Genomic DNA, 25,498 nt, shown 5'->3' on the forward strand with positions numbered 1-25,498 from the left:
CGCTGGGCCGATGCCCATGACGCGCGGGGGCACGCCGGCGGCGGCACCGCCGAGAATGCGGGCGATGGGGGTGAGACCATATTTCTTTGCCGCCTCGGCTGAAGCGATGATAAGGGCCGCCGCACCGTCGTTGACACCGGAGGCATTGCCCGCCGTCACCGTTGCACCGTCCCGCTTGTTCACGGGTTTTAGTTTCGCCAATGCTTCGAGACTGGTCGCGCGCGGATGTTCGTCCTTCGAAACGACAAGCGGATCGCCCTTGCGCTGCGGGATCGTTACCGAGACGATCTCCCTTGCGAGACGGCCATTGGCCTGCGCATCGGCCGCCTTCTGCTGACTGCGCACGGCGAAGGCATCCTGATCTTCCCGCGAGACCTGATAATCGATGGCGACATTGTCGCCCGTTTCCGGCATAGAATCGACGCCATATTGCGCCTTCATCAGCGGGTTCACGAAACGCCAGCCGATAGTAGTGTCGTAAATTTCGGCGTTACGGGAAAAGGCGCTTTCCGCCTTTGGCATAACGAAGGGCGCGCGGCTCATGCTCTCGACGCCGCCGGCGATCATCAGTTCCGCCTCGCCCGATTTGACGGCGCGGGCGGCCGCGATGAGTGCATCCATGCCTGAGCCGCACAGCCGGTTGATCGTCGTTCCCGTCACGGAAACCGGCAGGCCGGCAAGCAGCAGCGACATGCGCGCGACGTTACGATTATCCTCACCTGCCTGATTGGCACAGCCGAAGATCACATCCTCGACGGCCTCCCAATCGAGGGAAGCGTTGCGCTCCATCAGCGCCTTCAGCGGCACCGCGCCGAGATCGTCGGCCCGCACGGAGGAGAGCGCGCCGCCGAAGCGGCCGATGGGCGTGCGGATATAATCGCAGATATAGGCTTCGGTCATCGGTGTTTCCTCAAAGTTCCGGCGCGACGAGATCGGCAACCGCGCCATCCACATGAAGCGGCGCGCCGGTCATGGCCTGCAATTCCTCGAATGTCATCGCCGGCAGCTTTTCGCGCAGCACGAAACGGCCGTCCACCACGTCGATCACCGCATGGCTGGTATAGATGCGAGTGATACAGCCGACGCCGGTCAGCGGGAAGGCGCATTTCTCGACGAGCTTCGGCTCGCCGTTCTTGGTGACATGTTCGGTGATGACGAAGACCTGCTTGGCGCCATGCACCAGATCCATGGCCCCGCCGACGGCTGGCACGCCCTTGGAGCCGACACGCCAATTGGCGAGATCGCCGTTTTGCGCCACCTGATAGGCGCCGAGGATCGCCACATCGAGATGCCCGCCGCGCACCATGGCGAAGCTGTCTGCATGATGGAAGAAGGCGGCACCCGGCTTCAGCGTGACAGCTTTCTTGCCGGCATTGATGAGGTTCCAGTCCTCCTCGCCTTCCGGCGGTGCCTCGCCGAAATTCAAGATACCGTTTTCGGTGTGAAAGATCGCCTGACGGCCGGGAGGCTGGTAGCGCGCCACCATTTCCGGAAAGCCAATGCCGAGGTTGACGTAAGCGCCATCCTCGATGTCCTGCGCCGCACGCCAGGCGATCTGGGCGTTGGAAAGCTTGATGTCTTCGCGGGTGTCGAGGGTCTGGGTCATGCGTAGGCTACTCCCGCGCGAATGAGGACTTCTTCCTGTTGCGGATCGGGGATTTCGACGACGCCGTTTACGAAAATGCCGGGTGTGACGACATGCTCCGGGTCGATCTCGCCGGCGGCGACGATCTTCGAGACTTGCGCAATGGTGGTCTTTGCGGCCATGCACATCAACGGGTTGAAATTGCGCCCGGCCTTGTTGTAGGTGAGGTTGCCATAGGTGTCGCCGAGCTCGGCCTTGACGATGGCGAAATCCGCCTTCAGCCAGCGTTCCTGCACATAGGAGCGGCCGTCAAATTCTGCGATGATCTTGCCATTGGCCAGTTCGGTGCCGAAGCCCGTTGGGGTGTAGAAGGCCGGAATGCCCGCACCGCCCGCGCGGATGCGCTCGGCAAGCGTGCCCTGCGGCACCAGTTCCAGCTCGATTTCGCCGGCCAGATAGCGGTCGGTGAAGGCACGCGGATCCGAAGAGCGCGGGAAGGAGCAGATCATCTTTTTGACCATGCCCGCATCGATCATCGCGGCGATGCCGATGCGGCCGTTGCCGGCATTGTTGTTGATGACAGTCAGGTTCCTCGGGCCTTTGTCGATCAGTGCGTGGATCAGCTCGATCGGCGCGCCGGAGCCGCCGAAACCGCCGATCATGATCGTCGCACCGTCACCGATGCCCGAAAGCGCCTCTTCGGCGCTCTTGATTGTCTTGTTCATTCTCAAAACCTCCATCCAGCCGAGCGGATGCTACCGGCAAGGCTGCTTGGCCATGAGGTAATGCCGAAATCGCCTCGACGGCAAGAGTTTTGTGCGTTATATGATTTTTGTTCGTATATCGCACAAATGGAGCCTCGACATGGCCGTCAGCGAAAGAGACATGATGGGCGGTCTCGCCAAGGGATTGCGGGTGATCGAGGCCTTCAGCGCCGAACGGCCCCGCCTGTCGATTTCCGATGCCGCCGAGATTGCCGGGCTGGACCGCGCCACCACACGCCGCTGTCTGCTCACGCTTTCGGAGCTTGGCTATGCGGCCTATGACGGCAAGTTCTTTACCGTGACGCCGAAGGTGCTGCGGCTCGGCACCGGCTGCCTCGCCACGATGCCGCTACCGAAGATCGTGCAGCCGCTCATCGACCGTCTCTCGGAGGAGATCGGCCAAAGCACTTCCGTTTCTATCCTGGACGAGACCGAAATTGTTTACGTCGCCCGCGCCGCCCAGCAGCGGGTCATGTCCATTGCATTGATGCCGGGGTCGCGCCTGCCTGCCTATTGCACCTCGATGGGCCGCGTTCTTCTTGCCGCGCAGCCGTCCGAGCGGCGACGCGACATTCTCAAAGCCTCTCGACTGGTTGCGCGCACTGAAAAAACCATCATGGACATGGACGCCCTGCTCGCCGAAATCGAGTTGACCGGTAATCGCGGTTACGCTCTCATCGATCAGGAAGTCGAAATCGGCCTTCGCTCCATCGCCGTGCCATTGAAAAGCGTGCGCGGCCAGACGGTCGCTGCGCTGAATGTCGGGCTCGCCGCCTCCGTCGCTTCGATGGAGGAACTGGTGGAGCGTTACCTGCCGGCGCTTCTTTCCGTTCAGCGTGAACTGGCAAGAATGCTGGTCTGAGGCTGAGGCAGGGCCTGCCGCGTGCCGGTATCGCCCATTTTGCGCTGTTCTGCCAGACGCCAGGCGCGCGGTGTCATGCCGGTTTCCCGCCTGAAAAAGCGGTTGAAATAGGCGGGATCGGCAAAACCAAGCCCTTCGGCGATCATCTGGACGCTCAAGACGGTGAAGACCAGTTCCTGCTGGGCAATTTCGATCTGACGCTTGGCAATCAGCCGCTGCAGGCTGACGCCGGAGACCGAACGGACAAGCCGGTTAAGATGGGTCTCGGACAGACCGAGCTTCCCTGCATAAAACCCGGCTTTCCGCGGCTCGCGGATATGGCGGGCAATCAGCGACAGCAACCGTTCGAAACGCTGCTCGGCGAGGCCGTCGCCGCTCGTTTCCGCAAGCGGCCGCGCCGCCCGCGAAAGAAGCGTGAGCACGGTGGCGAGCTGGCCTTCGATCATCGCGTCGCGGCCAATCTCACGCGCCTCATATTCCGTAGAAATCCGTTCGAACCCGCTGCGCAGGCACTCCCCCTCGGCAAAATCCCGCAAGGGCAGAAGCACCGGCTGCTGAAAATTCCGCAGCAACAACGCCTGCACCGATGCCGTCAGCGCGCCAGGCAGCATGGTGACGATCACGCCGCCGATATCGCGTGAAAAACGAAAGCCATGTTCGAAGCCAGGCGGCACGATGATGGCCACCGGCGGCCGGATGGGCTCGATGCTGCCTTCCAGCAAGGCATCACCCTCGCCACCAGAAATGTACAAGATTTGTAGAAAGGCGGCGTGGCGGTGCAGACCGATTTCAAAGCGGTGCAGGCTGCTCCGAGAAAAAAGCGTCTCGCAATGGAAGCGAAAATCGCTGCCCTGTGCGGCCTCCTCGCCATAAAGCGCTTCGTTGGCGGTCGCCCGCATCTCATCCCCCTTCTGCGGCTGATGGTCGGATTGTGCAATTTACGGATCAGAAAGTCCATTGAGCTTCCGGCGACGCCTGGTCAATTTCTTGACCGCAGAGAAGTTCGGGAGGAAACAATGCGTACACAGGTCGTCATCATCGGTTCGGGCCCATCTGGGCTTCTGCTTGGCCAGCTTCTGGCGAAAGCCAGCGTCGAGACCGTCATTCTCGATCGGGTCAGCAAGGATTATATCCTCGGCCGTGTTCGCGCCGGCGTGCTGGAAGATGGCACCGTGCGGCTCATGGAAAAGGTCGGCGCGGATAAGCGCCTGCGCCGCGAGGGCCTGCCGCATGAGGGTTTTTCGCTGACCTTTGATGGTCGAGACCACCGCATCGATCTCTTCGATCTCACCGGCGGTAGCCAGGTCATGGTCTATGGCCAGACCGAGGTGACCCATGATCTGATGGATGTGCGCGAGGCAGCAAACCTCGTGACCATCTACGACGCCGCCAATGTCGAACCGCATGATTTCGATGGCGCAAGTCCCTATGTCACCTATCAGAAAGACGGCGTAAGCCACCGGATCGATTGCGATTTCATTGCCGGCTGCGATGGTTTTCACGGGGTGAGCCGCAAATCCGTGCCCCAAGGCGCGATCAAGGAATTCGAGAAGGTCTACCCCTTCGGCTGGCTCGGCATCCTCGCCGAAGTGCCGCCGGTCAACCACGAACTCATCTATGCCAACCATCCGCGCGGTTTTGCGCTCTGCTCCATGCGCTCGCACACACGCAGCCGGTATTACATTCAATGTTCGCTGGAGGACCGGCCGGAAGACTGGAGCGACGAGCGCTTCTGGGATGAAATCCGCCGTCGCCTGCCAGAAAGCCATGCGGATGTCATGGTGACCGGCCCATCCTTCGAAAAATCCATCGCGCCGCTCCGATCGTTCGTCAGCGAGCCGATGCGGTTTGGGCGGCTGTTTTTAGCGGGGGACGCCGCCCATATCGTACCGCCGACGGGCGCCAAGGGCCTTAACCTTGCCGCCAGCGATGTCCACTATCTGAGCGAAGCACTGATCGAATTTTATCGCGACAGGTCGCAAGCCGGCATCGATGCCTATTCGCAGAAGGCACTTTCGCGCGTCTGGAAGGCAGTGCGCTTTTCCTGGTGGATGACGACGATGATGCATCGTTTCCCGGACACGGGGGATTTCGGCCAGCGCATTCAGGAGGCGGAGCTAGATTATCTCGTGCAATCGCGTGCTGCCTCGACCGCGCTTGCGGAGAATTACGTGGGGCTGCCTTACTAAGAACCAGCCTCCGCCCTCCCATCCACCAACTCGCCCGCCGCCTCGCGGACGGCCTGCATCAGCAGCGAGAGCGGCAGCGAGGGCTGCGTATCGGCCCGGACCGTCAGACCCACCGGGCCGCTGGTATCGCCGGTCTCGACCGGCAGAATTTCGAGGATGCCATCGGCCACATCCGCCGCCACGACTCCCTCCGAGATGATCCAGATCGCATCGCTGGTGCGCAGGAAAGCGCGGCCGAAGGCGTCGGATACGGTTTCGATGCGGATCGGCAGGGCCGGAACGCCATTGGCGATCAAAAACTGTTCGACGACGGGGCCGATGACGGATTGCCTTGTCGGCATCAGCACCGGATATTCATGCAGGTGATCGAACACGGAGAGCCCGGGTGACAGCAGCGGGTGGCCGGCCCGCACCACGAAGCGCACCTTTTCCGAATAGAGGTGTTCAAAGGAAAAACCCGCCATCTTCTGCGGTGCGGCCAGACGGCCGACGACGAGATCGAGATCGCCGACACGAAGCTGCTCCAGCAAAACGGCGTTTTCGCCCGTCACGATCTTCACCGGGCTGCCGGTCTTTTCCGCCAGGAAGCCCGCCATTGCCTTTGGCATGATGCGGACCGAAACCGTAGGCAGAGCACCCACTCGTACCGGAGGACCGGCGCGCGCCGCCTCCTGCGAAACCGAATCGACCGCCTGGCGCAGCGCCGTCATCGTCGCCCCGGCATGACGCAGGAAAACCTCGCCATAGCGGCTGATGCGAATGCCGCGCCCTTCCCGGTCGAACAGCGAAACGCCGAGAATCTCTTCGAGCTCGCGAATGGTCTTCGTCACCGCCGGCTGGCTGACATGCAGGATTTCTGCGGCACGGATGACGCTTTTTTGTCGCGCAACCTCCACGAAAGTCTGCAGGTGCCGGAATTTGATACGCTGATCGACCATCGCTTTGTATAATCCACAGGTTATGATTTTCGTCTATAATGTCATTTTACTTAACCGGAACTGGCTTGCAATATACTCTGCAGGAGGAGCATGCCATGCATTTTCTGCGCTGCGACGACGCCGTCATCCATTACCGCGCCAAGGGATTGGAGACCGGCAAACCAGTCATCGCCTTCATCAATTCGCTAGGGACCGATTTCCGCATCTGGGATGCGGTGATCGAGGCGTTGGGTGATGACTACACCTACGTGCTGCACGACAAGCGCGGCCACGGGCTTTCCGACGTCGGTCGTGCTCCCTATTCGATCGACGATCACACACGCGACCTGATTGCGCTTCTCGATCATCTTGGCGTCAAAAACGCGGTCATCTGGGGCCTGTCTGTCGGAGGGCTGATTGCGCAGGGCCTTTATGCGCGCCGGCCCGATCTCGTACGCGCATTGGTGCTCAGCAATACCGCGCATAAGATCGGCACAGCCGAAATGTGGAATGCCCGTATCGACAAGATTGCCGCCGATGGCCTTGCGTCGCTGGTGGATCCCGTCATGGAGCGCTGGTTCACGCCCGCCTTCCGCCGTCAGGACAATGCCGCCTATGCCGGTGCCCGCAACATGCTTTCCCAGCAGCCCGAGGCCGGTTACAGCGGCACCTGTGCCGCCATTCGTGACGCGGATTTCAGCGAAGAGGCGGGCCGCATCGCCGTGCCGACGCTTTGTGTTGCGGGGGATCAGGACGGCTCGACCCCGCCGGAGCTGGTGCAATCGCTGGCGGCTCTTATCCCCGCGAGCCGCTTCCACACCGTTACCGGCTGCGGCCACATCCCCTGCCTTGAACAGCCGCTTGCCTACACGCAGGCAGTTAGCATTTTTCTGAAGACCTTGCCGGAGCACTGACCGATGGCGGACCATATCGACAAGAACGAACGTTTCGAACAGGGCATGAAAACCCGCCGCTCGGTGCTGGGTGACGCCCATGTCGACCGCGCGCAGACCTTGACGACGGCTTTCGACCAGCCGTTCCAGCAACTCATCACCGAAGGGGCATGGGGCACGGTCTGGTCCGGCACCCATTTCACGAAGCGCGAGCGCTCGATCGTCACCATTGCCCTGCTAGCAGCGCTGGGACAGGATGAGGAGCTTGCCATGCATGTGCGCGCCACCGTCAATACCGGCGCCACGGAAGCGGATATTCGCGAGGCGCTGATGCATGTGGCGATCTATGCCGGCGTGCCCGCTTCCAACCATGCTTTCAAGATTGCCAAGCTTGCCCTGGCGGGCATGAAAGCTGATAGTTTCAGTGAGGAGGAGACGAAATGAGCAACCAGCCGCCCGAAACGGGACCGTTCTTCGCACGCAACCGCGATATTCATCCGCTGGCCTATGCGCCCGGCTACAAGACCTCGATCCTGCGCTCGCCGCAGCGGGCACTGATCTCGCTTGAGGGCACCAAAAGCGAGATCACCGGTCCGGTCTTCGGCCATGGCATGCTGAACCCGCTGGATAACGACCTCATCCTCAACTATGCCCGCCCCGGCGAAATGCCGGTTGGTCCGCGTATTCTCGTTCACGGCCGGGTGCTGGACGAGCGTGGCCGCGGTGTCAATGGTGCGCTGGTGGAGTTCTGGCAGGCCAATGCCGGCGGCCGTTACCGCCACAAGAAGGAAAGCTACCTCGCCGCCATCGATCCGAATTTCGGCGGCGTCGGCCGCACCATCACGGATGAGAACGGTTACTACTGGTTCAAGACCATCCAGCCGGGCGCATATCCCTGGCCCAATGGCGTCAATGACTGGCGGCCGGCCCACATCCATTTTTCGATCTTCGGCCATGGTTTCGCCCAGCGGCTGATTACCCAGATGTATTTCGAAGGCGATCCGCTCATCTGGAAATGTCCGATCGTCAAGACCATTCCGGATGAGGATGCCATAAAACGCTTGATCGCACCGCTGGACATGAATGCGGCCCTGCCGATGGACATGCTGGCCTATAAGTTCGATATCGTGCTGCGTGGCCGCCGCTCGACCCTTTTCGAAAACCGCATGGAGGGCAACTGACGATGGTACAGCCGCTCAACTATTTCAAGGAAACCGCCTCGCAGACCGCAGGCCCCTATGTGCATATCGGCTGCACACCCAATTTCGTCGGCATCGAAGGCGTGTTCGAAAAGGATCTCGGTTCCGGTCCGCTTTATAACGACAAGGCCCGCGGCGAGCGCATCAGCGTGCGCGGCACGGTTTATGATGGTGCCGGAATGGCATTGAAGGACGCGCTGATCGAAATCTGGCAGGCGGATACCGACGGTTATTACAACAGCCCGAGCGAAACACGCGGCAAGGCCGACCCGAATTTCATCGGCTGGGGCCGCTCGCCCGGAGACATGGATAGCGGCGAATTCGTCTTCGAAACTATTAAGCCCGGCTCGGTGCCGTTCCGTGATGGCCGGCCGATGGCGCCGCACATCACCTTCTGGATCGTCGCGCGTGGCATCAATATCGGCCTGCAGACCCGCATGTATTTCCCGGAAGAACAGGAGGCCAACGCCGCCGATCCCGTTCTCGCCCGCATTGAGCAGAAAAGCCGCATCGCCACGCTTGTCGCTAAAAAAGAAGAAGGCAACGTCTATCGTTTCGATATCCGCCTTCAGGGCAAGGGCGAGACCGTGTTTTTCGATATCTGACGCATATCGCGCAGAAGTGTGCAGCGGTTTTGCAACAACGATATGCGCAAATGAAAGCGAGCCGGACGATGAGCCTTTCCCCCTTCGAGCATCCGTTCCTGTCGGGCCTTTTCGGCGATAGCGAAATCGTCGAACTTTTCTCGGCAAGGGCTGATATTGACGCCATGGTCAGTTTCGAGATGGCTCTGGCGCAGGCGCAAGCGGAGACTGGTATCATCTCCGAGGATGTGGCGGAGGCAATCGTCTCGGGGCTTTCGGACTTCGCCGCCGATATGACCGCCCTTCGTCATGGCGTCGCGAAAGACGGCGTGGTGGTGCCTGAGCTCGTGCGGCAGATGCGGGCACCCGTCGACGGCAAGGTGGCGGACAAGGTGCATTTCGGCGCAACCAGCCAGGATGTCATCGATACCAGCCTGATGCTCCGGCTGAAGGTCGCGGTCGAGATCATCGCCGCCCGGCTCGGCCACCTCATTGACACCCTGGGCGACCTGGCCTCCCGCGATGGCCACAATCCCTTGACGGGTTACACCCGCATGCAGGCCGCCATTGGCATCACGGTGGCCGAGCGCACGGCAAGTTGGATCGCGCCGCTTGAGCGCCACCTGCTCAGGCTCGAAACCTTCGCGCAGAGCGGTTTTGCCCTGCAATTCGGCGGCGCCGCCGGTACGCTGGAAAAGCTCGGTGACAATGCCGCAGCGGTGCGCGCCCATCTTGCAAAAGGGCTGGGGCTTGCCGACAGACAGCAATGGCAGAGCCAGCGCGACGGCATCGCCGAATTCGGCAATATTCTCTCGCTTGTGACAGGCTCACTTGGCAAGTTCGGGCAGGATATCGCGCTGATGGCCGAACTCGGCGCAGAGATCCGTCTCTCCGGCGGCGGCGGTTCTTCGGCCATGCCGCACAAGCAAAACCCCGTCAATGCCGAGACGCTGGTGGCGCTCGCCCGCTTTAACGCCGTGCAAATCTCCGCACTGCACCAGTCACTCGTGCATGAACAGGAACGCTCCGGCGCCGGCTGGATGCTGGAATGGCTGTCGCTGCCGCAGATGGTGACGGCGACCGGCGCTTCGCTGTTGATAGCCGGTCGCTTGGCGGCGCAGATAGACCAGCTGGGGACGAGCAAAGACTAGCCGGACTGCTTTAGCCTACTCTTTCAATTGAAGTCTAGACGGCGAGGCGCTGCTCTGCCGCAGACTGGTCTCGTGACGACGAGTAAGTTAAAGCACCACTTTAGTTATTGATAATAAACGGCTTATTTGCCGCTCAATAACATTCCAAAATCAGTTCCAAGACTGCTTTTTCACCGCATGCACGACTTGACACTAAAATGAACTAACTGGTACAAACATTATCAATAAGGCCGTACCCGGACGAGGAATGAGAGTTCCGGGATGAGCAGAACCGGGTGGAGGGCTCCGACGCGAAACATCGTCGAAGCAATGCGGACAGGATAATTACCTGTCCAAGCCCGGAAGGGTTGGAGGAAGAATGTCTTACAGTCTCGATTTTTCGGCGGTCATAGAGCGCCTGCCCGAGCTGCTTTTGGCCTGCCTTGCGACAATTGGGCTGGCTATTGCCGGCATGTCGCTCGCCACCGTCATCGGCGTTCTCGGCGTCGTTGCCCGTCGGTCTCGCTTTAAGCTGCTGCGCGGGCTCGTCATCGGTTTTGTCGAAGTCATCCGCAACACGCCGTTTCTGGTGCAGATTTTCTTCATCTTCTTCGCCCTGCCGCAGATCGGTGTCAAACTTAACCCGACGGCCACGGCGATCATTGCGCTTGCTCTGAACGGCGGCGCCTATGCGATTGAAATCATTCGCGGTGGCGTCGATTCCATTCCAAAGGGCCAGGTGGAGGCAGGGCTTGCGCTGGGGCTTCATCGGGCCCAGATTTTCCGTCACATCATCTTAAAGCCAGCGCTGCGGGCGGTTTACCCCTCGCTCACCAGCCAGTTCATCATGCTGACGCTGACGACGTCGGTCTGCACCTCGATCGCGGCTTACGAACTGACCTCGGTGGCTCAGAAAATCGAGGCGGATACGTTCCGTTCCTTTGAAGTCTATTTCTCGATCACACTGCTTTATCTGGTCATTTCCTCGCTGATGATGGGCATTTTCGCGCTCATCTCGCGCACGTCCTTCAGCTATCCGGTCAAGTGAGGAGAAGACCATGGCATCCATCGGCCCCAACGAACTCTTCTTCCTCATGCAGGGTCTAAAATGGACCCTCGCACTGACGATCATCGGCTTCATCGGCGGCGGCATCTTCGGTCTTTGCGTGGCGCTTGCCCGTGTGGCCGACAGGCCGGCAGTCCAGCGGGCAAGTGCCGCATTTATCGCCGTGTTCCAGGGCACACCGCTCCTGATGCAGCTCTTCGTCGTCTATTACGGCGTGGCGCTTGCCGGGCTCAATGTGGATGCGTGGATCGCGGTCGCCATCGCCTTCACCCTGCATGCAAGCGCGTTTCTGGGTGAAATCTGGCGCGGCGGCATCCAGGCGGTGCCGAAGGGTCAAACGGAAGCAGCCAACGCGCTAGGCCTACATTACGTGTCTCGAATGAAAGACGTGGTGCTGCCGCAGGCCTTCAAGGTTTCGCTGCCGGCCACCATTGGCTTCCTGGTGCAACTCATCAAGGGCACCTCGCTTGCCGCGATTGTCGGCTTCGTTGAGCTCTCCCGCGCGGGCCAGATCGTCTCCAATCAGACGTTCCGCCCCCTCACCGTCTTTGCCATCGTCGGCATCATCTATTTCCTGATCTGCTGGCCGCTTTCCCTTTGGGGCGCTGGCGTCGAAAAGCGGCTGCAGGCCGCGTCCCGCTAATCATCAAAAATCATCTCATCAGCTTTGTAAGGAGGAGCAAAAGATGAAAACCACCACTATGAAATTCTCACGTCGTGCGATGCTCGCACTCGCTGCGGCAACGGTCGCTCTGCCCTTCGTGGCGCCAGTCGACGCTTTTGCCGGCACCGTGGAAGAAGCCAAGGCCAAGGGCAAAGTCGTCATCGGTATTCAGGGTGACAATTCGCCGTGGGGCTTCGTCAATTCCAGCGGCGTTCAGGACGGTCTCGATGCCGATATCGGCAAGGCTTTCGCCGACTATCTTGGCGTGAAGGCCGAGTTCGTGCCGCTCGCTGTCGCCAACCGTATTCCGGCACTGCTGACCGGCAAGGTCGATGTGCTTTTCGCAACCATGGGCATGACTGCCGAGCGCGCCAAGACCATCCAGTATTCCAAGCCCTATGCCGGTAACGTGCTCTCCGTCTACGGCCCCAAGGACAAGAAGATTGCCGGGTACGACGATCTGACCGGCGTTGCCGTCGGCGTTCCGAAGTCGAGCGCCATGGATACGGCTATCACTGCCGGCGCCGGCTCCAAGGCCAACATTCTGCGTTTTGACGACGACGCCGCCAATATCCAGGCGCTGATTTCCGGCCAGGTTGAAGTCGTTGGCGGCAACCAGTTCTACGGTGACCGCCTGAACAAGGCTGCTGATGGAAAATACGAATCGAAGTTCGACCTGACGACGCTTTACAATGGCGCCGGCACCCGCCCGGGTGAGAAAGACTGGAACGAAACCATCAACGCCTTCCTCGACAAGATCAAGTCGGATGGCCAGCTCGCCAAGATCTACGACAAGTGGATGAAGCGCGAAGTGCCTGCATTCCCGGAAAGCCTGCCTGATATCCCTTTCACCGTGAAGTGACCCTTCACCCGGGTGCGAGATCGAAATATCGGGAGGAAACCGATGGGAATCTTCAGACATAAGACAGCATGGCGTACTGCGCTTGCCGTCGGATTGGCAGCCTTGCTGCCAATCCTGACGCCTTCGGGTGCAAGTGCCAGAACATTGGAAGAAGCCAAGGCAAGCGGCAAGGTGGTGATCGGCATTCAGGGCGACAATGCACCCTGGGGCTTCATCAATTCAGCGGGCGTGCAGGAGGGCTACGATGCCGACTTGGCTCGGGGGTTTGCGGACTATCTTGGACTGAAAGTGGAGTTCGTGCCGCTTGCGGTCGCCAACCGTATACCGACCCTTCGCACCGGCAAGGTCGACGCCCTCTTCGCATCGATGGGGATGACGCCGGAACGTGCCAAGAACGTGCAATATGCACAGCCTTACGCTCATAACGTCATGTCGGTTTACGCCACGAAGGACAAGAAGATCGCCAATTTTGACGATCTGACCGGAATGACCGTCGGCGCACCGAAATCCAGCCCCATGGATACGGCATTGACTGCAGGGGCCGGCACCAAGGCGAATATCCTTCGCTTCGATGACGACGCCGCCACCATTCAGGCGATCCTGTCGGGCCAGATCGAGGCGATCGGCGGCAACCAGTTTTATGGGGACCGTCTCGCGGCCGCAGGTGGCAAGGATTACGAGGTAAAGTTCGACCTTGTGACACTCTACAACAGCGCCGCTACCCGCCCCGGTGAAAAGGACTGGAACGAAGCGCTCAACGCCTGGCTCGACAAGGCCAAGGCCAATGGCGACCTCGCAAAAGTCTACGCCAAATGGATGAAGCGCCCGGTTCCGGAATTTCCGGCCTCACTTCCCGACATTCCCTACACCGTCAACTAAACATTGCTGCAAAGCATGAAGGAACGTTCCATGCCGCAATCCTCCGCCGAACAGGCTCCGCTGATCGCCCTCGAAGGGGTTGGAAAGTGGTATGGAGCCTTCCACGCGCTGAAAAACGTCAACATGACAGTTCGTAAAGGCGAGAAGATCGTTCTTTGCGGCCCGTCCGGCTCGGGAAAATCAACGCTCATCCGCTGCATCAATCATCTGGAAGAAATCCAGGAAGGCAAGATCACTGTTGAGGGCACAACGCTCTCGGATACGAGCCGCGCCATCGATGCGGTGCGTCGCGAAGTGGGGATGGTCTTCCAGAGCTTTAATCTTTTCCCGCATAAGACCATCATGGAAAACTGTACGCTTGCCCCGATGCGGGTGAAGGGCGTTTCGAAAGCCGACGCAGAGGCGACGGCACGCAAGTATCTCGAACGCGTACGGATTCTCAATCAGGCAGACAAATACCCGGCCCAGCTGTCCGGTGGCCAGCAGCAGCGTGCGGCGATCGCGCGTGCGCTGTGCATGGAACCGAAGGCCATACTGTTTGATGAGCCGACATCGGCGCTCGATCCGGAAATGGTCAAGGAAGTGCTCGACACCATGATCGGTCTTGCCCGTGACGGCATGACGATGATCTGCGTGACCCATGAAATGGGTTTCGCCCGGCAGGTTGCCGATAGAGTGATCTTCATGTCGGAAGGCGAGATCATCGAAGAAGGTCCGCCGGACGAATTTTTCCGCGACCCCAAGCACCAGCGCACGCGCACGTTCCTCGGCGAAATTCTCGCCCACCACTGAGGTTCGCGCGCTCTTAAGGCGGGCGGGGATCGTCCCGCCTCTCCCACACCGTCCGATGAGCGACACCTGATCATGACAGAAAAAAAATCCTTCAAGGTCGGCCTGATAGGCGCCGACATCCAGTTATCGAAATCGCCTGCCCTGCATATGCGCGAGGGGGCGGCCCATGGTCTCGATTATTCCTATGAGCTTGTGGATGTCACCGCCCATAAACTGCCGGAAACGGCGCTTCCGGAGCTGCTTTCCGAGCTCGAAGCACGCGGGTTTGCCGGCACCAACATTACCCATCCGTTCAAGCAGGCGGTGATCCCGCATCTGCATGAACTGTCGGATGACGCCCGGATGCTGGGAGCCGTCAACACGGTGGTCTTCCGCGACGGGCGACGGATCGGCCACAATACGGACTGGTATGGCTTTCACGAGAGCTTCGTCCGTGGCCTGCCGGATGCAAAGCGGAATCGGGCTCTGCTGGTTGGCGCGGGCGGCGCCGGGGTTGCCGTCGCACACGCGGCGCTGAAGCTCGACATTGCCCGTCTTGATATTTTTGATCGGGATATGGCAAGGGCCGAGCGCCTGGCGCAGGATCTCAACGGCCGTTTTGGTGAGGGCCGCGCCTTTGCGGTGACGGACCCGGCTGCGTCCCTGCCCTATGCAGATGGCCTGATCCACGCCACCCCAATGGGCATGCCCGCCCATCCCGGCATGCCTGTTGCCGCCGATCTCATCGAACAGCGACATTGGGTGGCCGACATTGTCTACATGCCGCTCGTGACAGAGCTTTTGGCCACCGCGGCACAGAAGGATTGCCGCACCTTGCCAGGCGGCGGCATGACCGTGTTCCAGGCCGTTGGCGCCTTCCGGCTGTTCTGCGGACGCGAGCCGGACGCCGAGCGCATGACGGCGCATTTCACCGAACTATGCATGGCGGAGGGCGTAGCATGAGCCTCTTTACGGTCCTCAACGGTCCCAATCTCAACCTGCTTGGCCAGCGCCAGCCGGAAATCTATGGCTATGAAACGCTTGCCGACGTCGAAGCAAACTGCCGCGCCATCGCCGACGCTGCCGGCCACACGCTGTTTTTTGCCCAGAGCAACCGGGAATATGAGATCATCGACTGGATCCATGAAGCCCGCGGCAAGTCAGCGGGCATCGTCATCAATCCCGGCGCGTTCACACACACGTCTGTGGCAATCCTCGATGCCTTGAATACCTTCGAGGCTCCTGTCATCGAGGTGCACATCTCGAACATTCACAAGCGCGAGGCCTTCCGGCACCACTCCTATATTTCGCCCCGTGCAGAGGGCGTGATCGCTGGGTTGGGTATCGAAGGATACGAGGTGGCTCTCAGCCACCTTATCACGCGTCTTTCACGATCTTCGTGAGATGGGCGGGCGCCAGCACATAACGCAGCACCATGTCGCTGGCGTGCCGCGACAAGGTCTCCTGGCCATCATCGGTAAACAGGCTGTCGCCAAAGATAAACGAGAAGGTGGCGGCGTTGGAAACGTTGAAAAACGACAGAGCGCTGATCTGCCAATGCAGCTCCAGTGGATCGACGCCCTGCCGGAATACACCGCTCTTCTGGCCCCGCACGAGAACGCTTTCCAGCGCATCGATGGCCGGGCGGTTGAGCTGACGGATCGTTTCCGACGACTGCATGTGCCGGCCGTGATGGATATTCTCGATCATCACCATGCGGATGAAAGCCGGATTACGCCGGTGGTGATCGAAGGTGAACCGACAGAGCTTGTCGAGTGCCGCCACGGGCTCCAGATCGTCCAGTTGCAGATCGCTTTCACCACCACGAATCTTGGAATAGGCCTCCTGCAGCACATGCTGGTAAAGGCTCTCCTTGTCGGTGAAGTAATAATAGATCATGCGCTTGGACGTGCGCGTGCGCGCGGCGATCTCGTCGATCCGCGCTCCCGACAGACCGTTTTGCGAAAATTCCTCCATCGCCACGGACAGAATATCGCGCCGCACACCCTCCGGGTCCCGTTTCGCCGGGCGGGTCTCTGCTGTGCCTTTGGAAGTCGCGGTTTTCGTCATGGTCGATCAATCCACCCTTGGGCTTGCGGTTCCCGCCCACGCCCCTATTATTAACCAATCAGTACATAAGGCTGAAAAGGAAGGCAATATGGCGAGCTATGACACAGCAGGACACGGCATGCCAATGCGCACATCCATTGCAACCGTATCGATCAGTGGCGAATTCCCCGAAAAACTAGCGGCGATTGCCAAGGCAGGCTTTTCGGGCGTTGAGATTTTTGAAAACGATTTCCTGACCTATGATGCTTCGCCGCGCGAGGTGAAGGCGCTGGCCGCCGATCACGGCCTTGAGATTACCCTCTTCCAGCCCTTCCGCGACTTCGAGGGCATGCCGGAACCCCACCGTGCCCGCGCCTTCGAGCGCGCTCAACGCAAATTCGACATCATGGGCGAACTCGGCACCGATCTGATGTTGATCTGCTCGAATGTCTCACCGGTCTCGCTCGGCGGTATCGACCGGGCCGCCGCCGATTTCCATCAGCTGGGAGAGCTTGCTGCAAAACATGGCGTGCGCGTCGGGTACGAGGCGCTGGCCTGGGGCCGCCATATCAGCGATCACCGTGATGCCTGGGAGGTGGTGCGCCGTGCCGACCACGCCAATGTCGGCATCATCCTCGACAGCTTCCACACGCTGTCGCGCAAGATCGATCCCAATTCGATCCGTTCCATTCCCGGCGACAAGATTTTCATCGTGCAGTTGGCCGATGCGCCGCTGATCGACATGGACCTGCTCTACTGGAGCCGCCATTTCCGCAACATGCCGGGCGAAGGCGATCTGCCTGTCGTGGATTTCATGCGCGCCGTGGCGGCAACCGGCTATAGCGGGCCGCTTTCGCTCGAAATCTTCAACGACCAGTTCCGTGGCGGCTCGGCCCGGCTACTTGCCGAAGATGGTCACCGCTCGCTGATCAACCTCATGGACCAGGTTCGGCGTCTCGAACCCGATATCCGCATCGACGTACCAGCGATGCCGGAACGGGTTAACACGCAGGGCGTCGAATTCGTCGAATTCACCACGGCGCCGGAGGAAAAGGCCAATCTGGAAGCGTTGCTTGCCACGCTCGGCTTTGAGAAATCGGCGCAGCACCGCAACCGCACGGTCGATCTCTATACGCAGGGCGACATCCGCATCGTCATCAATACCAGCGATGATGGCGACAGCTTCGCTGGTGCCTCCTATTCGATCCACGGCACCAATGCCTATGCCTTCGGACTGAAGGTCGATGATGCCAAGGCGGCACTGGCGCGGGCAGAAGCGCTCGGTGCTCCGACCTTTGCCGAACCGCGCAAGACAGGTGAAGTCTCGGTTCCCGCCATTCAGGGCGTGGGCAACGGCGTCATCTATTTCCTTGATGACACCCCCGCACTCGCCTCCATCTGGGACGAGGAATTCGTGCCGACACAGGGGCACAAGACGACCAGCGATGCCGGCCTGACGCGTATCGATCATCTCGCGCAAACAACGCATTATGATGAAATGCTGACTTGGCTTCTGTTTTACACCTCGCTGTTTTCCTCCCGCCGGACACCGATGATCGATGTGGTCGATCCGGGCGGGCTGGTGCGCAGTCAGGCGATTGAAAGCGTACCCTCGCCGCATTTCCGCCTGACCATGAACGGTGCCGACAATCGCAAGACCTTCGCCGGCAAATTCCTGGCTGAAGGTTTCGGCACCAGCATCCAGCACATCGCCTTTGGCACAAGCGATATTTTCGCGACGGCCAAGGCAATGCAGGCGCGCGGTTTTCAGGCCCTGCCGATCTCCCGCAATTATTACGACGATCTGGAAGCCCGTTTCGGTCTGGAACCGGAATTTTCCGATGCGCTCAGAGCAGCAAGCATCCTTTATGACCGCGACGACAATGGTGAATACTTCCAGATTTACAGCCGCACCTTCGGCGAAGGTTTCTTCTTCGAGATCGTCGAAAGGCGCGGGGCTTACGGCGGCTATGGCGCCATGAACGCCCCCTTTCGCATCGCCGCGCAACGAAGGCTTGCGCCGCCCGTCGGCATGCCGAAGGAATAAGTCTCGGCAGCGAAGTCCGAACAGGCCGCAGCGGGCAGGAATGCCGCCGCGGCCTGTTCTCATTTATTCCAATGTCGTTATCTCGTAATCGCGTGGAATGGCAGAGGTCGACATAAACCACTCCGACGCCCGCGTCCGCCGCTGATGAAAATCAAAGGCGACACGATCGGCAAAAAGCTCCTCCACCTGCCAGATCAGGGGATCGTCTGTCTCGGATACCTCGAAGGAAATGCAGCCGGGCTCCTCTCTCGTCAGACGAAGATGTTCCGGAAGGTGGCGCCGGACCAGTTCGACATCATCCCTGGACAAGCATCGTAGAAAGCCCCTCAGCCTAACTGCGCCTGCCCTATTGTTCACGCTAGGCATTCCCTTTCCTCTTCATTCTTCTCAGCGTTTTAGTGACACCAAGGCGGAATACGCGCCTTTTTGCGCAGCATTACGCAGGATCACGCGTTCAAAATCGGTGCATTTGCGCATTTGTAGAGCAGTACACAAAAATTGTTCAACACTATGGACATGATTGTTCTGTTTTGTTAGCTTTTTTCTATAAAACAAAGGTGGGGAGAATAAGGTTTCATGCGCATTGTCGAATTGGCGTCCGGCGTTTCGCGTCGGGCGGTGGCCATCAATGTAAAAGGCACGGCTGCGGGAGTAGTCCGGCTACTAATCCGGGGCATCGCTTGTCGTACGGCCCTCTGTGAAAAAACATCCTGAAGATGCGATCTCACCCGACATTTTCGACATTTCCGCCCGGCGTTGCGCGAAGCTCGCCTGACCATCACTCTTTTCTTTTTCCAGACCACCGCGCCCCCTCACCGGCGCAAGCCACGCCGGAGACACTGACATGACTGCCGCAAACGCAAACGCCCTGCTGTCCGTCGAAGGCCTGAGCGTCGAATTTGGCAACAGCCGCGTCGTGGACGATATTTCCTTCTGCGTCGAGCCCGGCCGCACGGTGGCGATCGTCGGCGAATCCGGTTCGGGAAAATCGGTCACGTCGCTCTCCACCATGCGCCTTGCGGACATGATGGGCGCGACCTACCCCACCGGCAAAATCATGTTTGAAGGCAGGAACTTGCTGAAGGTCTCTCAGAAAGAGATGCGCTCGATCCGCGGCAAGGAGATCGCCATGATCTTCCAGGAGCCGATGACCTCGCTCAACCCTGTGTTCACCATTGGCGACCAGATTTGCGAAGTTCTTGTGCTGCATGAAGAGATGAGCAAGCAGGCAGCGATGGCAGAAGCACAGAAGCTGCTTGAAATGGTGCGCCTGCCCGATGCAGCCGAACTTCTGAAGCGATACCCGCACCAGCTTTCCGGCGGCATGCGCCAGCGCGTGATGATCGCCATGGCGCTCGCCTGCCGGCCGAAGCTGCTGATCGCAGACGAGCCGACGACGGCTCTTGACGTGACCATTCAGGCGCAAATCCTCAACATCATGCGCGACCTGCAAAAGAAGCTCGGCATGGGCATGGTCTTCATCACCCATGACATGGGCGTGGTGGCGGAAATGGCCGATGACGTGGTCGTCATGTGGAAGGGCAAGAAGGTTGAGGAAGGGCCGGTGAAGGATATCTTCGCCAACCCACAGCACCCTTACACGCGCGCCCTGCTTTCCGCCGTTCCGCGCCTCGGCAGTATGGAAGGCGAAGAATACCCGAAACGCCTGCCGCTTACCGTCCTACAGGATGGCCAGCCGATCGTAATCGGAGAGGAACGTGTCCAAAACACCGTGAAATCTGGTGAAAAGCCGCTGCTCTCGGTCAAGGACCTGTTCGTGCGCTTCGATATCCGCAAGAACCTGTTCGGCAAGGCAACGCACCGCCTTAGCGCCGTGCAGAAGGTCAGCTTCGATATTCATCCCGGCGAAACGCTGGCGCTGGTGGGCGAATCCGGGTCGGGCAAATCCACCATCGGCCGCACCATCCAGCAGTTGCAGTCGGCCATCTCGGGCGAAATAACCTTCAACGGCCGCAGCTTTGCACAGATGTCGGCGGCGGAACGCTTCCGCATGCGCCAGGAAGTGCAATATATCTTCCAGGACCCCTTCGCGTCGCTCGATCCGCGCAAGACTGTTGGTTTCTCGATTGCCGAGCCGATCAACACCCATGGTTTGATCAACGATCAGAAGGCGGTACGCCGGCGGGTGGATGAATTGTTGGAGCGTGTGGGCCTCTCCTCCGAGCACGCCGCGCGGTATCCGCACGAGTTTTCCGGCGGTCAGCGCCAGCGCGTCTGCATTGCCCGCGCGCTCGCTTCCGATCCAAAGCTCATCATTGCCGACGAGGCGCTTTCGGCGCTCGATGTCTCCATTCAGGCGCAGATCATCAATCTGTTCATGGATTTGCAGGCCGAGCGCGGGCTGGCTTACCTGTTCATCAGCCATGACATGGCTGTCGTGGAAAAGATGAGCCATCGCGTCGCCGTGCTTTATCTCGGCCAGATCATGGAAATGGGCAGCCGCCGGCAGGTCTTCGAAACGCCGACGCATGATTACACCCGCCGCCTGCTATCAGCCGTGCCGGTGGCCGATCCGACCATAGAGCGCCGCATCGCGATGATCGAGGGCGAAATTCCCAATCCCGTGCGCCGTGTCGGCGATGAGCCGGCCATTCTCGCCCATGAGGAAATCAATCCGGGCCACTTCATCGCGAAGAGCGCCTGAATAACAACCAGAACCGCAACCATCTGAAGAGGAACAGGTAGATGACAATGATAAAGAAGGGGATGACGACAACGTTCGTCGCGCTTGCCATGGCCGCCACGGCCTTCACCGCCGCACCGGCTCTTGCCGCCGGCAAGATGACAATTTCCAGCCCGCAGGATCCGGGCAGCTGGGATCCGATCGATACCTTCCTCGTGCAATGGGCGGCTGTCGCCACCAACATCTTCGATGGCCTGACCTATCGCGGCCCGGACCTGAAGGTTGTGCCCGGCCTTGCCGAATCCTGGGAAGAGCTGGATGAGGGCAAGCGCATCCGCTTCAAGCTGCGCCAGAACGTCAAGTTCCACAACGGCGAGCCCTTCAACGCCGCCGCCGTCAAGTTTACCTTCGAGCGCCTCCTCGGCGAACAGGGTGCCAAGGGACCGCAGCGCTCTAACTATGTCGCCATCGAAAGCGTTGATGTCATCGACGATTATACCGTCGACATGAAGCTGAAGGCGCCGGATCCGGTTCTGCTCACCAAGCTTGCCGGTTATGGCGGCATGATCGTGCCGCCGAAATATATCCAGGAAAAGGGTGAGGACAACTTCAACCTCAATCCGGTCGGCACCGGCGCTTTCAAATTCGTATCCTATGCGCCGAAGACCAACATCAAGCTTGAAGCCAACCCGGATTATTGGGGCGGTGCGCCGAAGCTTTCCGAACTGGAATACCGCTTCATCTCCGAGCCGGCGACCGCCGTTGCCGAATTGCAGGCGGGCCGCGTCGATCTCGTCATTCCGCCGACCATACCGATCGGCATGATCCCGGTCATTGAAGGCGATTCCAAGCTTCAGATCGTCAGCGTTGCCGGCCCGACGGTCGATGCGCTGCGTTTCAACACCCGTGACGGCATTACCGCCGATCCGAAGGTGCGCAAGGCCATCATCATGGCGGTCGACCGCGGCACGATCGTCAAGTCGATCCTCGCCGGCCAGGCTTCCGAAATCGCCAGCTTCCAAAGTGCGCTGTCCTTCGGCTACGACGCCGATCTGAAACCGCTGCCCTACGATCCGGCAGGGGCAAAGAAGCTTCTGGCGGAAGCCGGCGTCAAGCCGGGTGCGGCGCTGCAAATCGATATCCGCGGTAATGACGCGACGATGAACGAAGTGGCGCAGGTCATTTCCAGCTATCTGTCCATGGTCGGCATCACCGCCACCATCAAGCCCTATGAGACCAACGTTCTCTTGAACGACATCATTCCGCAGGGCAAGACCGGCGCGATGTTCCAGCAGAAATGGGGCGGCTGGACCTTTGATTACGACAACACCGCCTATTCCATGTACCACTCGGGTGAAAAGTGGAACCCCTATGACAAGGACGAAAAGCTGGACAAGCTGCTGGAATCCCAGCGTCCGCTGACCGACCGTGCCGAGCGCGAAAAAATCCTCAAGGAGATCGGCAGCTACACCGCCGAGCGCGCGCTCGAAATCCCGCTTTACAACACCAATGCCATTTACGGCATCAACAAGCGCGTCAAGGGTTTCGTCGCACCGCCGGATAACCGTCTGAAGCTGACCGACGTCACCGTCGAATAATCAGGCTGGTTTTTCTGCTCAACACACCTTGCCCGCCGCAACGCGGGCAAGGCCGGGTCTCTCTTCAAGGTAAAAAACGTGGCCGGTTTCCTCATCAAGCGATTGCTGCAGGCGATTTTTGTCGTCATCGCCATCACCCTTCTCGTTTCCTTCGCCATCCGCCTCACGGGTGACCCCGCCGTCACCATGTTCCAGGGCGGCGGCAGCATGACGGAAGATGATCTGGCGCGCATCCGTGCGGCGCTCGGCACCGACCAGCCGTTCTTCGTGCAATATTTCAGCTTCCTGAAGGGCCTCGTGACGCTGGATTTCGGCCGCAGCTTCACCGGCAGCACGCCGGTCTCGCGCCTCATCGCCGATGCCCTGCCCGCAACGCTGCTTCTCGCCTTCATCTCCATGGCGGTGTCAATTGCCCTTTCCATTCCGCTCGGCATCAAGGCGGCGACCTCGCGTGGCAAGACGGCCGATCAGGTGATCCGCATCTTCTCGCTCGTCGGTCTGTCCTTCCCGAATTTCTGGCTGGCCACGATGCTCGTGCTCCTGTTCTCCATCACGCTCGGCTGGCTGCCGCCCAGCGGCATGGGTGGTTTTGCGAGCTACATCATGCCCGCGGTCACCATGGGTGTCATCCTGACGGCCACCAATGTCCGCCTTGTGCGCACCGCCATGCTCGATACGCTGCGCTCGCAATATGTCATGGTGGCGCGCGCCAAGGGCCTGAGTGAAAGCAAGGTTCTCTACAAACATGCGCTGCGCAACTGTGCCATTCCGCTCATCACCTATTTCGGCCTGCAATTCGGCGGGCTGCTCGGCGGCATCGTCGTTATCGAGCGCGTCTTCAACTGGCCGGGCCTCGGAACGCTCGCCTTCGATGCCGTCGGTGCGCGTGATTATCCTGTGCTCCAGGCCGTCATCACCGTGCTGTCGCTGATGATCGTCGGCATCAACCTTCTGGTCGATATCGCCTACGGGCTTGTCGATCCGCGCATCCGCACGGAGTAAGTGACGATGGCTGCCAAAACCTCGCGTCTCGCGCGCTTCACCAATCTCGAATTCGTCCTCGGCGCGTCGCTGACGACAATCATCTGCCTCGCCGTCCTCTTTTCCGACGTGCTGTTTCCGGGCGGGGCCGACAAGATCGACCTGATGGCGCGCCTTGCCAAACCCTTCGCTAATGCCGCCCATCCTCTGGGCACCGATCCGCTCGGACGTGATGTGCTCGCCCGCGTTGTCGCCGGCGGCAAGATTTCGCTGCTGGTCGGTTTCACCTCGGTCATCGGTGCTGTCATCTTCGGCGTCGCTGTCGGACTTGTTGCTGGTTATTACCGAGGCTTCTGGGATATGCTGGTCATGCGCTTTGCCGATATCCAGCTCGCCATGCCCTTCATTCTCTTGGCCATCACCTTCATCGCCATTGTGGGCGGCAGCCTCACCAACACCATCATCCTCCTGATCGTCTCGCAATGGGTGCAATATGCCCGCCTTGTGCGCGGCTCGGTGCTGACGCTCAGGGAGCGGGAATTCATCCTTTCCGCCCGCGCTATTGGTGTGAAAGACTGGCGCATCATCCTTCAGCACCTGCTGCCGAACCTCATCGGCCCCGTCATCGTGCTGATGACGCTGAATGTCGCCAACAACATCCTGCTGGAAAGCAGCCTCACCTTCCTTGGTCTCGGCGTTGATCCGACAATTCCAAGCTGGGGCGGCATGCTGGCGGATGGCCGCACCTATCTGCAGACCGCGTGGTGGGTCAGCGTTTTCCCTGGCCTTGCCATCCTGCTCACCGTGCTTGGCCTCAACCTTCTCGGCGACTGGCTGCGCGACAGCCTCGACCCGACAGGCAGAACCTCGAGGTAATCAGATGAGCCAGATTTTCGACCAGACCTTCGAGCGTACTCTGGATACCTTGATCGCCCGCGCCGAGCCCGGCCAGTCCTTCGAGACATGGACTTTCGATGACGCCAAAAGCCGCCGCGAGACCGAAGAGAGGCTGAAGAAAAAAGGCGTCTGCGCCCGCATCCGCAGCGCCTACAAGCCGCTTCTCTTCACCTTTCTGGAAGAGATCAATCTGGATGGCGTTGACGCCATCGAGGTGCGTTACCCGGTGCACGAAAACGCCCCCGCCAACCGATTCCGGCTGGAGGCCTATCCGCTGGCGGCGCTGGTGGGCGATGCGAAGCTGGAATTCATCGCCCGTAAGGACGATGAATTCCATTATGACGTTACGCTAAGCCGCAACGGCAAAACGGAAACTCTCAAGGTTCTCGCTCCAAACCGGGTCCATACCGATATCGTGGGTGAAACCAATGTCTCCCCCACCGGCTGGTTCCGGCTTGCCGGTGATGCCTCGGGCGAGCGGATGGAGACGGAATACGAGCAGCTTTTCGAAGCAGCAATTCATGCCGTCGCCAATCATGGCTGGGGCAATGACGAGCCCTATTTCGAAGAACTGAACATCCGCGTCACGCATCCGGCCGAGGACTTGGCCCTCTCCGTTGGCGATGAGGTCGTCAGCCTTCGCGAAGCGCTGCATGAGGATTTTTACTTCTCGCTGCTCGAATTCTTCCAGAAGAAATCTGGGCGCCCGCTGGGTGACCGGGGCCTGAGACCCGGCCAGATCGTGCCGGAAATAGTCAAAAGCGAAGGTGAAATCTCCGTCCACATCGAGACCCGAAAGCTCACCAAAGCCTTCCTCGATGGCGGCGAGCAGCCGATCGACAAGGCCCGCGAACCGATCGCGGCTGGGCAACTTTTGGCTCTGCTGGCGGATATCAGTGGCGAGGCCTTCGATGCCC

General features: G+C 59.9%; 26 protein-coding genes and 1 pseudogene. 20 read left to right on the top strand and 7 right to left on the bottom strand.

Going from position 1 to position 25,498, the window contains the following annotated elements; translation table 11 throughout:
* The 3 genes from ACUTJJ_RS18255 to ACUTJJ_RS18265 form a co-directional block, all read right to left on the bottom strand.
* Positions 1-900 (bottom strand): acetyl-CoA C-acyltransferase (locus ACUTJJ_RS18255; RefSeq protein WP_445543003.1); only part of this gene is annotated, 900 nt, incomplete at its 3' end.
* 10 nt (positions 901-910) lie between these two features.
* Positions 911-1,606: a CoA transferase subunit B gene (locus ACUTJJ_RS18260; protein ID WP_296066631.1), complete on the bottom strand. Its 696-nt coding sequence runs from the start codon at positions 1,604-1,606 to the stop codon at positions 911-913.
* On the bottom strand, positions 1,603-2,310 hold the full coding sequence (locus tag ACUTJJ_RS18265) for a 3-oxoacid CoA-transferase subunit A (RefSeq protein WP_445543004.1): 708 nt from the start codon (positions 2,308-2,310) through the stop codon (positions 1,603-1,605). The genes ACUTJJ_RS18260 and ACUTJJ_RS18265 overlap by 4 nt, the downstream gene beginning before the upstream one ends.
* Before the next feature lie 139 nt (positions 2,311-2,449).
* Here ACUTJJ_RS18265 and ACUTJJ_RS18270 point away from each other — a divergent pair, with 139 nt between their 5' ends.
* Positions 2,450-3,211 carry an IclR family transcriptional regulator gene (locus tag ACUTJJ_RS18270; RefSeq protein ID WP_445543005.1) on the top strand — a complete coding sequence of 254 codons (762 nt, stop codon included), beginning with the start codon at positions 2,450-2,452 and terminating at the stop codon, positions 3,209-3,211.
* Here ACUTJJ_RS18270 and ACUTJJ_RS18275 read toward each other — a convergent pair.
* Positions 3,181-4,110, bottom strand: coding sequence for a helix-turn-helix domain-containing protein (locus ACUTJJ_RS18275; protein ID WP_445543006.1), 930 nt, complete (start codon positions 4,108-4,110; stop codon positions 3,181-3,183). The two genes, ACUTJJ_RS18270 and ACUTJJ_RS18275, sit on opposite strands and share 31 nt — an antisense overlap.
* Positions 4,111-4,227: 117 nt before the next feature.
* On the opposite strand from ACUTJJ_RS18275, the gene pobA reads away from it, so the two are divergent.
* On the top strand, positions 4,228-5,400 hold the full coding sequence (gene pobA / locus ACUTJJ_RS18280; RefSeq protein ID WP_445543007.1) for a 4-hydroxybenzoate 3-monooxygenase: 1,173 nt from the start codon (positions 4,228-4,230) through the stop codon (positions 5,398-5,400).
* Here the strand turns inward: pobA and pcaQ are convergent.
* Complete coding sequence (gene pcaQ, locus ACUTJJ_RS18285; protein ID WP_445543008.1) at positions 5,397-6,338, bottom strand: pca operon transcription factor PcaQ; 942 nt, start codon at positions 6,336-6,338, stop codon at positions 5,397-5,399. The genes pobA and pcaQ overlap by 4 nt on opposite strands.
* 95 nt (positions 6,339-6,433) lie before the next feature.
* Here pcaQ and pcaD point away from each other — a divergent pair, with 95 nt between their 5' ends.
* From pcaD to aroQ, 12 genes are all read left to right on the top strand, one after another.
* Positions 6,434-7,231: a 3-oxoadipate enol-lactonase gene (gene pcaD / locus ACUTJJ_RS18290; protein ID WP_445543009.1), complete on the top strand. Its 798-nt coding sequence runs from the start codon at positions 6,434-6,436 to the stop codon at positions 7,229-7,231.
* A 3-nt stretch (positions 7,232-7,234) separates the two neighbouring features.
* Positions 7,235-7,654 (top strand): 4-carboxymuconolactone decarboxylase, encoded by a 420-nt coding sequence (gene pcaC / locus ACUTJJ_RS18295; protein WP_209091475.1) that lies wholly within the window; start codon positions 7,235-7,237, stop codon positions 7,652-7,654.
* Entirely contained in the window at positions 7,651-8,391 is a 741-nt protein-coding gene (gene pcaH, locus ACUTJJ_RS18300) for a protocatechuate 3,4-dioxygenase subunit beta (protein ID WP_209091473.1), read from the top strand. Before pcaC ends, pcaH begins: the two co-directional genes overlap by 4 nt.
* 2 nt (positions 8,392-8,393) lie before the next feature.
* Positions 8,394-9,014 carry a protocatechuate 3,4-dioxygenase subunit alpha gene (gene pcaG, locus ACUTJJ_RS18305; protein WP_445543010.1) on the top strand — a complete coding sequence of 207 codons (621 nt, stop codon included), beginning with the start codon at positions 8,394-8,396 and terminating at the stop codon, positions 9,012-9,014.
* 68 nt (positions 9,015-9,082) lie between these two features.
* A complete protein-coding gene (locus ACUTJJ_RS18310) occupies positions 9,083-10,144 on the top strand; it encodes a 3-carboxy-cis,cis-muconate cycloisomerase (RefSeq protein WP_445543020.1) in 1,062 nt (353 codons plus the stop codon).
* A gap of 358 nt (positions 10,145-10,502) precedes the next feature.
* Positions 10,503-11,171, top strand: coding sequence for an amino acid ABC transporter permease (locus ACUTJJ_RS18315; protein ID WP_445543011.1), 669 nt, complete (start codon positions 10,503-10,505; stop codon positions 11,169-11,171).
* Between the two features lie 10 nt (positions 11,172-11,181).
* Entirely contained in the window at positions 11,182-11,832 is a 651-nt protein-coding gene (locus tag ACUTJJ_RS18320) for an amino acid ABC transporter permease (RefSeq protein ID WP_445543012.1), read from the top strand.
* A 43-nt stretch (positions 11,833-11,875) separates the two neighbouring features.
* Positions 11,876-12,715 (top strand): transporter substrate-binding domain-containing protein, encoded by an 840-nt coding sequence (locus ACUTJJ_RS18325; RefSeq protein ID WP_445543013.1) that lies wholly within the window; start codon positions 11,876-11,878, stop codon positions 12,713-12,715.
* 42 nt (positions 12,716-12,757) lie between these two features.
* Entirely contained in the window at positions 12,758-13,594 is an 837-nt protein-coding gene (locus tag ACUTJJ_RS18330) for a transporter substrate-binding domain-containing protein (RefSeq protein WP_445543014.1), read from the top strand.
* A 30-nt stretch (positions 13,595-13,624) separates the two neighbouring features.
* Positions 13,625-14,386 (top strand): amino acid ABC transporter ATP-binding protein, encoded by a 762-nt coding sequence (locus tag ACUTJJ_RS18335; RefSeq protein WP_445543015.1) that lies wholly within the window; start codon positions 13,625-13,627, stop codon positions 14,384-14,386.
* 72 nt (positions 14,387-14,458) lie between these two features.
* A complete protein-coding gene (locus ACUTJJ_RS18340; protein ID WP_445543016.1) occupies positions 14,459-15,328 on the top strand; it encodes a shikimate dehydrogenase in 870 nt (289 codons plus the stop codon).
* Positions 15,325-15,768, top strand: coding sequence for a type II 3-dehydroquinate dehydratase (gene aroQ / locus ACUTJJ_RS18345; protein ID WP_445543017.1), 444 nt, complete (start codon positions 15,325-15,327; stop codon positions 15,766-15,768). Before ACUTJJ_RS18340 ends, aroQ begins: the two co-directional genes overlap by 4 nt.
* Here aroQ and ACUTJJ_RS18350 read toward each other — a convergent pair.
* Positions 15,743-16,435, bottom strand: a complete 693-nt coding sequence (locus ACUTJJ_RS18350) for a TetR family transcriptional regulator (protein ID WP_209091464.1) — start codon at positions 16,433-16,435, stop codon at positions 15,743-15,745. The genes aroQ and ACUTJJ_RS18350 overlap by 26 nt on opposite strands.
* Before the next feature lie 124 nt (positions 16,436-16,559).
* On the opposite strand from ACUTJJ_RS18350, the gene ACUTJJ_RS18355 reads away from it, so the two are divergent.
* Positions 16,560-18,461: a bifunctional sugar phosphate isomerase/epimerase/4-hydroxyphenylpyruvate dioxygenase family protein gene (locus tag ACUTJJ_RS18355; protein ID WP_445543021.1), complete on the top strand. Its 1,902-nt coding sequence runs from the start codon at positions 16,560-16,562 to the stop codon at positions 18,459-18,461.
* A 63-nt stretch (positions 18,462-18,524) separates the two neighbouring features.
* Here the strand turns inward: ACUTJJ_RS18355 and ACUTJJ_RS18360 are convergent, their stop codons facing one another.
* On the bottom strand, positions 18,525-18,827 hold the full coding sequence (locus ACUTJJ_RS18360) for a putative quinol monooxygenase (protein WP_445543018.1): 303 nt from the start codon (positions 18,825-18,827) through the stop codon (positions 18,525-18,527).
* A gap of 478 nt (positions 18,828-19,305) precedes the next feature.
* Here ACUTJJ_RS18360 and ACUTJJ_RS18365 point away from each other — a divergent pair, with 478 nt between their 5' ends.
* The 5 genes and pseudogenes from ACUTJJ_RS18365 to ACUTJJ_RS18385 all read left to right on the top strand — a co-directional run.
* On the top strand, positions 19,306-21,126 hold the full coding sequence (locus ACUTJJ_RS18365; RefSeq protein ID WP_445543019.1) for an ABC transporter ATP-binding protein: 1,821 nt from the start codon (positions 19,306-19,308) through the stop codon (positions 21,124-21,126).
* Positions 21,127-21,167: 41 nt separating this feature from the next.
* Positions 21,168-22,703: an ABC transporter substrate-binding protein gene (locus ACUTJJ_RS18370; protein WP_209091458.1), complete on the top strand. Its 1,536-nt coding sequence runs from the start codon at positions 21,168-21,170 to the stop codon at positions 22,701-22,703.
* A gap of 78 nt (positions 22,704-22,781) precedes the next feature.
* Positions 22,782-23,705 (top strand): ABC transporter permease, encoded by a 924-nt coding sequence (locus tag ACUTJJ_RS18375; protein ID WP_209091456.1) that lies wholly within the window; start codon positions 22,782-22,784, stop codon positions 23,703-23,705.
* Between the two features lie 6 nt (positions 23,706-23,711).
* Positions 23,712-24,560 (top strand): ABC transporter permease, encoded by an 849-nt coding sequence (locus ACUTJJ_RS18380; protein WP_144576437.1) that lies wholly within the window; start codon positions 23,712-23,714, stop codon positions 24,558-24,560.
* Between the two features lie 4 nt (positions 24,561-24,564).
* Positions 24,565-25,498, top strand: a pseudogene (locus ACUTJJ_RS18385) (peptidase M14); the annotation flags it as partial.

This window comes from Agrobacterium sp. DKPNP3, from assembly GCF_052686535.1.